Origin of the sequence: Nocardioides sp. (assembly GCF_041600255.1) — a bacterium.
GTDB lineage: Bacteria > Actinomycetota > Actinomycetes > Propionibacteriales > Nocardioidaceae > Nocardioides.
In genome coordinates this window covers 1-11,093 of the sequence record NZ_JBFIKK010000112.1, presented here as the reverse complement: position 1 = coordinate 11,093, position 11,093 = coordinate 1, and the positions used below count along the sequence as shown (strand labels likewise).

9 protein-coding genes and 1 pseudogene are annotated in these 11,093 nt (G+C 70.7%); 8 read left to right on the top strand and 2 right to left on the bottom strand.

Going from position 1 to position 11,093, the window contains the following annotated elements; translation table 11 throughout:
• A pseudogene (locus ABZE72_RS12890) lies at positions 1-354 on the bottom strand (hypothetical protein); the annotation flags it as partial.
• 121 nt (positions 355-475) lie between these two features.
• A complete protein-coding gene (locus ABZE72_RS12885; RefSeq protein ID WP_372729440.1) occupies positions 476-1,579 on the bottom strand; it encodes a radical SAM protein in 1,104 nt (367 codons plus the stop codon).
• A 97-nt stretch (positions 1,580-1,676) separates the two neighbouring features.
• Here ABZE72_RS12885 and ABZE72_RS12880 point away from each other — a divergent pair, with 97 nt between their 5' ends.
• The 8 genes from ABZE72_RS12880 to ABZE72_RS12845 all read left to right on the top strand — a co-directional run.
• A complete protein-coding gene (locus tag ABZE72_RS12880) occupies positions 1,677-2,324 on the top strand; it encodes a trans-aconitate 2-methyltransferase (RefSeq protein WP_372729439.1) in 648 nt (215 codons plus the stop codon).
• Positions 2,321-3,031, top strand: a complete 711-nt coding sequence (locus ABZE72_RS12875; RefSeq protein WP_372729438.1) for a CDGSH iron-sulfur domain-containing protein — start codon at positions 2,321-2,323, stop codon at positions 3,029-3,031. Before ABZE72_RS12880 ends, ABZE72_RS12875 begins: the two co-directional genes overlap by 4 nt.
• A 100-nt stretch (positions 3,032-3,131) precedes the next feature.
• Positions 3,132-4,373 carry a PP2C family protein-serine/threonine phosphatase gene (locus tag ABZE72_RS12870; RefSeq protein WP_372729437.1) on the top strand — a complete coding sequence of 414 codons (1,242 nt, stop codon included), beginning with the start codon at positions 3,132-3,134 and terminating at the stop codon, positions 4,371-4,373.
• Positions 4,374-4,457: 84 nt separating this feature from the next.
• Positions 4,458-6,392: a CocE/NonD family hydrolase gene (locus ABZE72_RS12865; RefSeq protein WP_372729436.1), complete on the top strand. Its 1,935-nt coding sequence runs from the start codon at positions 4,458-4,460 to the stop codon at positions 6,390-6,392.
• Positions 6,393-6,417: 25 nt separating this feature from the next.
• Positions 6,418-6,675, top strand: a complete 258-nt coding sequence (locus ABZE72_RS12860; RefSeq protein ID WP_372729435.1) for a phage baseplate assembly protein V — start codon at positions 6,418-6,420, stop codon at positions 6,673-6,675.
• An 88-nt stretch (positions 6,676-6,763) separates the two neighbouring features.
• Positions 6,764-6,970, top strand: a complete 207-nt coding sequence (locus tag ABZE72_RS12855; protein ID WP_372729434.1) for a hypothetical protein — start codon at positions 6,764-6,766, stop codon at positions 6,968-6,970.
• The gene (locus ABZE72_RS12850) at positions 6,940-9,885 is read left to right on the top strand and encodes a peroxidase family protein (protein ID WP_372729433.1); all 2,946 of its coding nucleotides are present in this window, start codon (positions 6,940-6,942) and stop codon (positions 9,883-9,885) included. The genes ABZE72_RS12855 and ABZE72_RS12850 overlap by 31 nt, the downstream gene beginning before the upstream one ends.
• 189 nt (positions 9,886-10,074) lie before the next feature.
• Positions 10,075-11,093 (top strand): hypothetical protein (locus ABZE72_RS12845; protein ID WP_372729432.1); only part of this gene is annotated, 1,019 nt, incomplete at its 3' end.

Sequence of the window (11,093 nt, the reverse complement as noted above, 5' to 3'; positions counted from 1 at the left end):
GTCACCACGCACGACCCGCTGCCAGGTCCGGGGCAGCCGGTACCGCAGCTCGACCGCTTCCCCGAGGTAGGCCTTCCCGGCCTCGGTCGGCATCCCGATCGCGGCCGCGAACTCCGGGATCGAGAACTCCGCGATCAACGGAGCACCCGGGCCGGCCACCGGGAGCTCGGTCTGCCCGAACCCCGGGTCATAGGTCATCGCCGCGTCCGCCAGCGAGTCGGTCGAGTGCATGCCTGCCCACGCCACCGCGGCCTGCAACAGGTTCGCCTCGGCAACGTCGGCTGCAGACCGCTGACCCCGCGCGAACGCGAGCACCGCAGCTGCGGTGTCCACATCGGCGAGCGTCTCGGTCATGGAACAACCCAACCAGCGAGCACCGACAGTTTGGCCGCCAGAACCGGCCGATCTTCCACCATCCGGACAACCAGTTTCCGGCCGGTTCAGGGCCTCGGACTCGGACCCGGCGGACATGCCCTCAGGCGCAGCGGAAGACCTCGCGCCCCGTCGCTGCCGCCTTGTCCTGGACGGCCATCGTGTCGCGCACGACGCCGAGGATCTCCGAGATCGGCAGCGGGTGGTCCGCGATCCGCATGTTCGGGTTCGTGACCGCGACCGGGTGCCACCACGCACCGTCGGCGGTGATCGTGGGCTCCGGCTCCAGGGTGTCGATCGAGACGTGCAGTCCGCTCTCGGCGAAGCCCTCGGCCGCCACCGGCCGGATCACCCGGTCCTCCGCGGCGATGCCCTCGTCGTCGAGCCGCTGGTGCAGGGCGGCGACGCCGGCGGGGTCCTCGTCGTACATGGTGGCGGCGACGCGCACCCGGAAGTCCAGCGAACGGGCCAGTGCGATGCCGTCCAGCGCCTTCGCCCACGAACCATGACCGCGCCACTTGTCGTGCAGGTCGGGAGTCGCGGAGTCCAGGCTCACCTGCAGGAGGACCGAGCGGTCCAGGCCTTCCAGCGTCTCGCGGCGCCGACCGCGCTCGAAGATCATCGCGTTGGTCAGGATCGTGCGCTCCAGCCCGGCCGCGGCCTCGACCAGCGCCCCCAGCTCGGGGTGCATGAACGGCTCGCCGCCGGTCAGGTAGATCTCGCGGCCGCCGAGGTCGGCGAACTCCGCGAACGCCAGCTGGGCGACCTCCACCGGCAGCTGCCGAGCCGCGGCCTTCGGGGAGGACTCGGCACAGCAGTAGTCACAGGCGAGGTTGCAGTTGAAGTTCGTGTAGGCCCAGAGTCGCCGGCCCACGGGAGTCCGGGTGCCCTGGCTGAAGACGGTGGAGTCCTCGACCGGGACGCCCTTGCTCACCGAGAACCACCACGGCCCGTCGGGGGACTCGGCGACCTCGGCCGCGACCGTGTGGCCCACGAGATCCGCCCACACGGGCAGGTCGACGACCACGCTGGGCTCCGCGCTGCGGATACCGAGCCGGTCACCGTCACCGAGGCGTCGCATCGCCCGGGTGATCAGCAGGAGCAGGCCGCTGCCGCAGTCCATGTCGCCGCCGTCGATCAGCGTCGCCACCTCCCCGAGGTCGGCCGGAGTCTGCGGTTGGCTGGCGGACGGCTCGTCGGTGGTCATCCACCCACCCTAGGCACGCATCTCACAGGTGTCCCGTGCCCGAAGGCTGGAGGGCGGTTCCTTGTCCGCCCGTGCCGTCCGCACTAGCGTCGCGGGTATGTCCCAGACGTCGCCGGCTCGGCCCGAAGACCATGAGACCCGCCAGTCGTTCTGGGAGGGCGTGCACGGGGAGAAGGACGTCGACGGTGTCTCGTGGTGGCAGTCGGTCCCCGAGCTCTCCCTGGGCCTCGTCGACGAGACCGGCCTCGACGTGAGCGAGCCGATCATCGACGTGGGTGCCGGCTGGTCGACCCTCGTGGACCACCTCGTTGAACGTGGCTACCAGGACCTGATGGCGATCGACCTCTCGCAGACCGCGTTGCAGACCGTCCGTGACCGGCTCGGACCCGACGGGGACCGGGTGGTGCTCACCGTTGCCGACGTCCTGGACTTCCGGCCCGGTCGACAGTTCGCCCTGTGGCACGACCGTGCGGTCTTCCACTTCCTCACCGAGCGCGACGAGCGCGACGACTACCGGGCCTCCCTGGAGCGGTGCCTGCGGCCCGGGGGGTACGCCGTGGTGGCCACGTTCGGCCCGGACGGGCCGCTGACCTGCAGCGGTCTGCCGATCGTGCGGTACACCCACGACGAGCTGGCCGCCGAGTTCCCGGGGTTCGAGCTGGTCTCCACGAGCGGCGAGGACCACCAGACGCCGTGGGGCAGCACCCAGCAGTTCACCGCCGTCCTGCTCCGGCGCGCGGCATGACGGACCCGGCGGACGAGCACAGCGCACCGCTCGAGATCCGCGTCGCCGAGGCCGGACCGTACGTCGTCACCGGCGGGGTCCCGCTGAGTCGTCGCCGCCGGGTGCTCTCGGAGGAAGGCGAGCCGCTGACCTGGCAGACCACCGAGGAGCTCGACGCGCCGGCGTCGTACCGGTTGTGCCGGTGCGGCCACTCCGGCACCAAGCCCTACTGCGACAACACCCACCAGCGGATCGAGTTCGACGACAGCGAGCCCGCCGGGCGCGCCCCCTACGAGGAAGCCGCGAAGGAGTACCCGGGCACGGGGGTCACGGTCCGCGACGTCCGCAGCCTGTGCCAGCACGCGGCGTTCTGCGCCAACCGGGAGACCAACGTCTGGAAGATGACGAAGCGGTCGGAGGACACCCGGGTGCGCGCGGAGCTGATGGGCATGGTCGAGCGCTGTCCCTCGGGAGCCCTCACCCAGCAGGTGGGAGGCGAAGCCGTCGAGCCCGACCTGCGCCCGGGCATCGGAGTGGTCGACGACGGTCCGCTCGCCGTCACCGGTGGGCCCTCCGGACTGGTCACCGTGCGGCACGTCGACGGCACGCGGGAGAGCCGGCCCCGGATGACCCTGTGCCGCTGCGGAGCCTCCGCCAACAAGCCCTTCTGTGACGGCAGCCACACGGAGGCGGAGTTCCACGACTCCGGACCCTCGCGAACGGTCTAGGCAGGTGCACCCGTGGGCAATGAACGGGGAAGGCTGCATGTCGGCGCCCAGCCGCGATAACGTCCACCACCAGGTCCAGCGAACGAGAGGATCGACGAGGATGGCTCTGGTCGAGAACGAGGCCGATCGCCTGCGCGCGATCGCCCGCTACAGCATCCTCGACACCCCGCCCGACGGTGCCTTCGACCGGGTGGCTGCCCTGGCCGCACGCTGGTTCGGTGCGCCGATGGCGACGGTGAGCATCGTCGACTCCGACCGGATCTGGTTCAAGGCGACCCACGGGTTGGAGGGGGTGAGCCAGATCGGTCGCGACGCCGGCCTGTGCGCCTCGGCGATCCTCCAGGACGAGCCGTACCACGTCAGCGATGCGCTCTGCGATCCGCGCACGGCCGACAATCCCTTGGTGCACGGTGACCTGGGTGTCCAGTTCTACGCCGCAGCCCCGCTGATCACCCCGGACGGACACCGGCTCGGCACCGTCAACGTCCTCGACACCGCCCCCCGCGAGGCCAGCGCGGCGGACCTGGCCACGCTTCAGGACCTCGCGGCGATCGTGATGGACGAGCTGGAGCTGCGCCTCTCCGCGCTGACCACGCTGCGACTCGAGCGCGAGCAGCACCGCCAGGTGGAGGACTTCGCTGCCACCCTGCAACGGACCCTGCTGCCACCCCGGCTGGCCGAGATCCCGGGGCTCGACGTCGCCCACCACTACCACGCCGCATCCCGGGTGGGCGGGGACTTCTACGACGTCTTCTTCGTCGGGGACGACACCTGGGCGTTCTTCCTGGGAGACGTCCAGGGGCACGGCGTGGACGCTGCGGTCGTGACCTCCCACATCCGCTACGCCCTCCGGGCCGCCGGCGTGCACCACAGCGACCCCGCCGACGCGCTGGCCGAGCTGAACTGGAGCCTGCTCCAAGAGCCCAGCGCCGACCGGTTCTGCACGGTCACCTTCGGACTCCTGCAGCGTGCTCCGGGAGGGGACGGCTGGCGGGTGACCATGGCGACCGGCGGGCACTTGCCGGCCCTGTGGATCCGTCCGGACGAGGGAGTGATCACCCCGGTCCTGCCCACCGAGGGGATGCTGGTCGGTGCCGTGCTGGAGGCGACGTTCAGCCAGTGCGTGCTGAACTTGGGGCCGGGCGAGACCCTGATGCTGCACACCGACGGCCTGACCGAGCACCGCTACCCCGACGGTCGGTTGGGGGAGGAGGGGCTGGTCGCGCACCTGGCAGCCGCCGGACCGGCAGGCGCCGAGGCGACGGTCGAGGTGGTCCGCGGCCTGCTCGCCGGCATGTCGCCGACCGACGACGTGGCGGTCCTCGCGCTCAGCCCGCGCTGAGAGCGTGGCCAACGCCACGACGGCAAAGCGGTCATCGGACGAGATTCGCCGGTGTGACGACGATCTCGTCCGTATCTTTCAGCCATGTCGAGTACGCCGTTCGCCGGTCGCCGCCCCCTGCCCTGGGCCCTCGCCCTGCTGATGGGGGCCTCCGCCCTCGTTGCCCTCGGCCAGCCGGCCAGAGCCGTCCCTGCGCCGTCCGCGCCCACCGCGAGCTCCGTGGCGACCGCTGCAGTCGGTGCCCCCGCCGGACGTTCGGACCGGGTGAAGAAGTCCCGGGGCCGTCACACCTGGACCACCACCGAGCAGATGGTCCCGGTCGTGACCGGACCGGACGACGACATCGAGATCGAACTCGACACCACGCTCTACGTTCCCGACAACGCCAGCCGGAAGACCCCGCAGCCGGCCATCTTGATGACCCACGGCTTCGGGCTCACCAAGAACGCCACCGAGATCCTCACCACCGCCCGCTTCTTCGCCGCGCACGGGTACGTCGTCCTGACCTTCACCTCGTCCGGCTTCGGCGCCAGCGGTGGCTGCGTCACCCTGCAGTCGGCCGACCATGACGTGAAGAGCGCCTCGCAGCTGATCGATGCCCTGCTCGAGCCCCGCGCGGACGTCCTGCGCACCCGGCGCGGGGTCGTCGTCGGCACCATCGGCGGCTCCTACGGCGGCGGCATCCAGCTCCCGCTCGCCGCTCACGACAAGCGGATCCGGGCCAGCGTCGTCGGCCGGACGTGGAACAACCTGATCTACTCGCTCGATCCCAACAACCGCGTGGTCCCGGGCGACCGCACCGGGCTCACGCACGAGCTCAACGACCAGGGCGTCTTCAAGCAGGAGTGGACGTCGCTGTTCTACGCCCTCGGCAACGCCCAGCCCGCCCAGGGCAACGGCGGGTGTCCGGAGGCCAAGCAGGCGTCCGGTGATGCCGAGGAGATCGCCGCCGCGGCCGCCTGTCCCGGTTACTACCTCGGGCTCTGCCGAACGGCCTCCCGACTGGTGGCGACCGGGACCTACGACGCCGAGTCCCGTCGGTTGATCACCCGCGCCTCCGCCTCACGCTTCCTGCACCGGGTGAACATCCCGGTGCTGCTCGTGCAGGGGCAGAGCGACACGCTCTTCAACGTCAACGACGCCAGTTCGACGTACCGCACCCTGGACCGGCGCAACGTCCCGGTCGCGATGATCTGGAACTCCGGTGGGCACGGCGGCTACACCTCCCAGCCCGGCGAGTGCGAGGCCTACGACGGCAAGGACCGCTCGGTGGAGGTCCTCGACGACTGCTACCTCAGCCTGCGCTCGCTCGGCTGGATGGAGTACTGGTTGCGCGACAAGCCTCGCGGCCGAGGCCCGGCGTTCACCTACTACCGGGACTGGTCCGCCTACGCGGGCTCCGGGGCCAACGACGAGCAGTACGGCAAGGCCGGGCGCTTCCCGCTGCGCCGCACCACCCGGTTCACCCTGTCGGGCAGCACGAGCCTGACGGCACCCGGTGTCGAGCCCGAGGCGGGCTCGGCCAGGTTCATCAACCCGCCCGGTGGAACGCCGGCGGCGTACACGGAGAAGTCCAACTTCACCGGGCCCGACGCCAGCCCGAGCACGCAGAACATCCCGCCACGCGAGATCGACGGGCAGTTCGCGGCGTTCACCTCCGAGCCGTTCGCGAAGCCGTTCACCTCGGTGGGGATCCCGACCGGGCGGATCCGGATCACGAACAGCAACGGCCAGGACATGGTCTTCTTCGGCAAGCTCTACGACGTGGACCCGAGCGGCTCCGCCACCCTGATCCACCGGCTGATCTCCCCGGTGCGGGTGCCGGCCGACGCGGTGGGCGCCCCGGTCCGGTTCAGGCTGGCCGGGTTCGCGCACCGATTCAAGGCCGGTCACCGTGTCCGGCTGGTGCTCGCCTCCACCGACCTGACGTCGTACAACGCGAAGGTGGCGGACGTGCTCACGGTCGAGACGGGACGCGGATCGGTGCTCGTGCTGCCGGGACGTCTGCGCGGTCGCTGAGGCGCGATCGTCCTACCATCGAGGGATGGCGCACTTCGGCAAGTACCGCGGTCTCGTCGTCGGCACCGCCGATCCCGATCAGCTCGGGCGGCTCCAGGTGTCCTGCCCGTCCGTCCTGGGGGACATCTACGTCTGGGCGATGCCGTGCCTTCCCTACGGCGCCTACGCCCGGGGCCGACCGCCTGCCCCGCCTCCTGGCACGACGGTGTGGGTGGAGTTCGAGGAGGGCGACGTGGAGCGCCCCATCGTGGCCGGCTACTTCTGGGTGACCCCGGTCGAATGATCAGTTCGGACTATTCACGCTCCTCGGGGGCCTGCCTAGCCTGAAATCACCCACCGACGTGGGTGGGCCCTCGTGGGAGGGGGTCCGGGTGAGGGAGCCGATGGGGATCAACGGATCGTTCGGGCGACGTCTCCAGACGTGCCAGCACGCCGGCAGCGCCGGCGACCACGGGTTCACCTGCCGCGCCATGATGGTCGATGCCATCTCCTCCAGCACGAACTCCGACGGCGTCGCCGTCGTCACGATCGAGCGCAGGTGTCGTCGATGGACCTCAGGATCCGCCGCCCCCGGCTGAACACACCCCGGTCCGGCAGGACCGAGATCTGGAAGGGGCACCCCGACCAGATCCGTGCCCGCAGCCCGATCAATCCGCCCGACGCCCCCTGGACCGAGGAGTACGCCGGCGGCAGCGCCGAGGCCGAGCGCGCCCAGTTCGAGGAGCTGGCCGGGGCGATGATGCGGCTCGCCCGCCGGACCCGGGACCGGGCCAGCGCCCACGGCGTACCCCACGGCCTGGACCGGGCACTGCATGCGAAGGCGACGTTGGCCGTCGACCACGCCGAGCTGAGGTTTCGCGACGACCTCCCCGAGGAGCTCTGCCACGGTTTCGCGCACCGGGGAGCGACGTACTTCACCACCGTCCGGTTCTCGAACGCCGCGGGGACCGGGGAGTCCGACCACGCCCGGGACATGCGCGGGGTCGCCCTGCGCGTGAAGGTCGACGCTGCCACCTCCCACGACCTGCTGATGACGAACTTCCCGGTCTCGCACGCCCGCGACGCCCGCCAGTTCGTGGAGTTCGCGTCGGCCCTGACCGGTGGGCGGCTGCAGCGACTGCTCGGAGTCGTCCGTCTGCTGCGGCTCTTCGGCCCGGCCGAGGTGATCCGGATGCTCCGCAACGTCTCCACAGCCCGTCGGCGGCCGATCGACAGTGTGGCCACCCAGATCTACTGGAGCCGGGGCGCGATGAGATGGGGACCGACTCTCGCGGTGCGCTACCTGCTCCGTCCGGTCGCGCAGGCGGCCCCCGGTCCGGTGCCGGACCCGCGGGACCCCGCCTTCCTCTCCCACGAGGCCGAACGGCGGCTGGCCGGGGGCGACATCCTGATGGAGCTCTGCGTCCAGCGCTTCGTCGACGCCACCAGCACCCCGATCGAGGACGCCGCCGTGCCGTGGCCCGAGACGGTGAGCCCCCCCGAACCCGTGGCGGTGCTGACGATCCACCGCTGTGACCTGACCACGCCCGAGGCCCAGCGCGAGGCGGAGGCGATCGACGCCCTCGCGTTCAACCCCTGGAACACCACCGAGGAGTTCCGCCCGCTCGGCAACCTCAACCGGGCCCGCAAGTCGGCGTACGACGCCAGCGCGGCCCAACGGTCGGGCACCCGCTGGGGTGCGGACGTGCCCCTGCGCAACCGGGTGCTCGGTGGCGCGGCTCGCGCCGGCTTCAAGGTGGTCAACCGGGTGATCCCGTGGTGGAGGCTCCCGGTCCGGATCTCCGTGCTGAACCTGGAGGCGTTCCGCCACGAGCTCCGTCGGAAGAACCTGATCGACACCGAGCCTCGCGACGTGCCACCCCGCACCCGCGCCGTTCCCGTGTTGCCGGCGGAGAAGTCACGCTGGGCGCGCACCCCGGACGGCCGCGACAACGACCTGTCCGCTCCCGAGATGGGGGCGGTGGGGGCAGCGTTCGGTCGCAATCTCAGGGCCGCCTACGACCCGGACGGTTTCGACCGACCGAACCCGGTGCTGGTCAGTGACCAGTTGCTCGCGCGGGAGAGGTTCCTGCCGGCGAAGACGCTCAACATCCTCGCGGCCTGCTGGATCCAGTTCCAGGTCCACGACTGGGTCAACCACGCCCGGCACCCGCTCGGCGAGGCCGACGTCCGGGTGCCCATGCCGCAGGGCAGGACGTGGCACAACACTCCTGAGGGTCCCGCGGAGCAGGTGATGCGGATCGGCGGCAACAAGACCCTCGAGGTCGGCCCCGACGGGACCGAGCGGCTCTTCGCCAACGCAGCCTCGCACTGGTGGGACGCCTCGGAGATCTACGGCTCGGACGACGAGCGGATGCGCGAGGTCCGCGAGGGCGCGAAGATCCGGCTCGACGACGGGTACCTGCCGCAGGACTGCGACGGCCAGGAGCTCACCGGCTTCAACGAGAGCTGGTGGCTGGGCCTCTCCGGCCTGCACACGCTGTTCGCCCGGGAGCACAACGCCCTCTGTGACGAGTTGCGCGCGCACTACCGGGGGTGGAGCGACGAGCGGACCTTCCAGACCGCCCGCCTGATCGTCTCGGCGTTGATCGCCAAGATCCACACGGTCGAGTGGACCCCGGCCATCCTGGGCACCGAGGCGATCGACCTCGGGCTGAAGACCAACTGGCACGGCCCGCCGTCGGGGGACTGGCTGACCAAGCTCGGCGTCTGGCTGATGGACACCCACTCCAGCGTGGGCATCCCGCAGACGGTGCCCGACCACACCGGAGCGCCGTACTCCCTGACCGAGGACTTCGCCACGGTCTACCGGCTCCACCCGCTGATCCCGGACGACTACCGGCTGCTCGACAGCGCCACCGGGGAGCTGCTGCGCAAGGCCACGTTCAACGAGATCCGCGCGACCAAGGCCGACGAGGTGCTGCGCGACACCGGGCTCGACAACCTGCTCTACTCCTTCGGCACGGCGCACCCGGGGGCGATCACGCTGCACAACTTCCCGGAGGCCCTGCGGCGGTTCGAGCGGGAGGGCGAGCTGATCGACCTGGCGGTGGTCGACCTGGTGCGCACCCGGCGTAGGGGAGTGCCGCGCTACAACGACTTCCGGGCCGGACTGCACATGCCGCGGATCCGCTCCTTCGACGAGCTCTGCACCAACCCCGAGTCGGTCCGCCGGATGAAGGAGCTCTACCGCGACGTGGACGACCTCGACACCGTGGTCGGGCTGCTCGCCGAGACTCCGCCGGACGGCTTCGGGTTCTCCGACACCGCCTTCCGGATCTTCATCCTGATGGCGTCCCGGAGGTTGCAGAGCGACCGGTTCCTCACCGTCGACTTCCGCGAGGAGATCTACTCGCCGCTGGGGATGGACTGGATCGAGCAGAACACGATGACGAGCGTCGTCCTGCGGCACTGCCCCGACCTTGCCGCCCTGATGCCTCGTGGCGCCACCGCCTTCGCGCCCTGGCGGCCGGTGGTTCCGCCCACCACCTGAGGGGCTGTGATGACCGATCAACAGGCCAGACCGGTGGCCCCGGCGTCGACCGGGGACGTGTCGACGCGTGGGCACCACGACGAAGCACATCCGGGTCTCGCGGCACTGGCGCGGCAGCCCCTGCTCGCGTCCATCCATGCCAGGCGAACCCATCGGGTCAGTCGGGGGAGCTCGGTGGCGGCAGGTTCGATGAGCTACGAGTCGACCGAGGCCCGAGCGCCGCTCACCGCCCTCGAGGAGGCGATCCTCATCTCCCTGACCGGGTGCACCGGGCTCACCATGCCGGACCGTCCGTTCGCGGACCCTCGTGACGGCACCCCGATCATGGCCAAGCCGAACCTGAACATGACCGGGCGGGCGGCCGGCAGCCCGGACAACGCCCAGGGCACGCACTTCCTGATGATCAACGACAGCGGGACGTACTTCCTGCGCACGCTGCCGCCGGCCGAGGACGCCGCCTCGGTGCTGGATCCCGACGCCCTGCTCGCTCGCGCCGAGCAGGCGAAGGTGAAACTGCTGGATCGGCGCATCGACGTCCCGGACGGCAACCGCGACTTCCCGGCCTACCTGGACTCGAACCGGTTCCTGTCCAACCTGCCGGGCACGACGATCCTGTTCCCGGTGGTCGATCTCTCGCGGCAGTACATCAACGCGCTGATGTACCTGCTCACCCAGCCGGACGGCGCGCGTCCGGTGATCGTCGACGACCGGAACTTCTACCGGACGGCGGGGGTCAGGAAGTGGGTGCGGAACGGCTTCCTGAACAAGGAGATCAAGCTGCCACTGGGAGTCCTGGGAGCCATGCGCACCCAGATCGAGGCCGACCTGCTGCTGCAGAACCTGATGCTCACCGCCGACGCCATGGGGCTCGGGGCCTGGATCCACGCCACCGTGACCCCTCCGGTCCTCCTCGGCGACCCCAAGTTCCGCCGGCGCTACGGTCCGATGCTCGACTTCGACTGGGCCACGCCGCGGTGGAAGGTGCCCGACATCTGGCGTTGGCACGTCCCCGTTCCCTGGCTGGCCGACATCCGGGCGAACCCGATCGGTCTGCGGCACCGGGGCGAGTGGTTGATCAAGACCATGTGCCCTCCCAACTACCCGGACATGGCAGCGGCCGTGGACGCGGTGGTCGCCGACAAGTTCGGGCCGCACGGCATCTACGCCGACGAGGCGCTGTTCGCCCGGATCTACCGCGGGGAGTTCGG

Coding starts and splice junctions, on each gene's coding strand:
- ABZE72_RS12885 (WP_372729440.1), bottom strand. CDS start 1,579: ATGACCACCGACGAGCCGTCCGCCAGCCAACCGCAGACTCCGGCCGAC.
- ABZE72_RS12880 (WP_372729439.1), top strand. CDS start 1,677: ATGTCCCAGACGTCGCCGGCTCGGCCCGAAGACCATGAGACCCGCCAG.
- ABZE72_RS12875 (WP_372729438.1), top strand. CDS start 2,321: ATGACGGACCCGGCGGACGAGCACAGCGCACCGCTCGAGATCCGCGTC.
- ABZE72_RS12870 (WP_372729437.1), top strand. CDS start 3,132: ATGGCTCTGGTCGAGAACGAGGCCGATCGCCTGCGCGCGATCGCCCGC.
- ABZE72_RS12865 (WP_372729436.1), top strand. CDS start 4,458: ATGTCGAGTACGCCGTTCGCCGGTCGCCGCCCCCTGCCCTGGGCCCTC.
- ABZE72_RS12860 (WP_372729435.1), top strand. CDS start 6,418: ATGGCGCACTTCGGCAAGTACCGCGGTCTCGTCGTCGGCACCGCCGAT.
- ABZE72_RS12850 (WP_372729433.1), top strand. CDS start 6,940: ATGGACCTCAGGATCCGCCGCCCCCGGCTGAACACACCCCGGTCCGGC.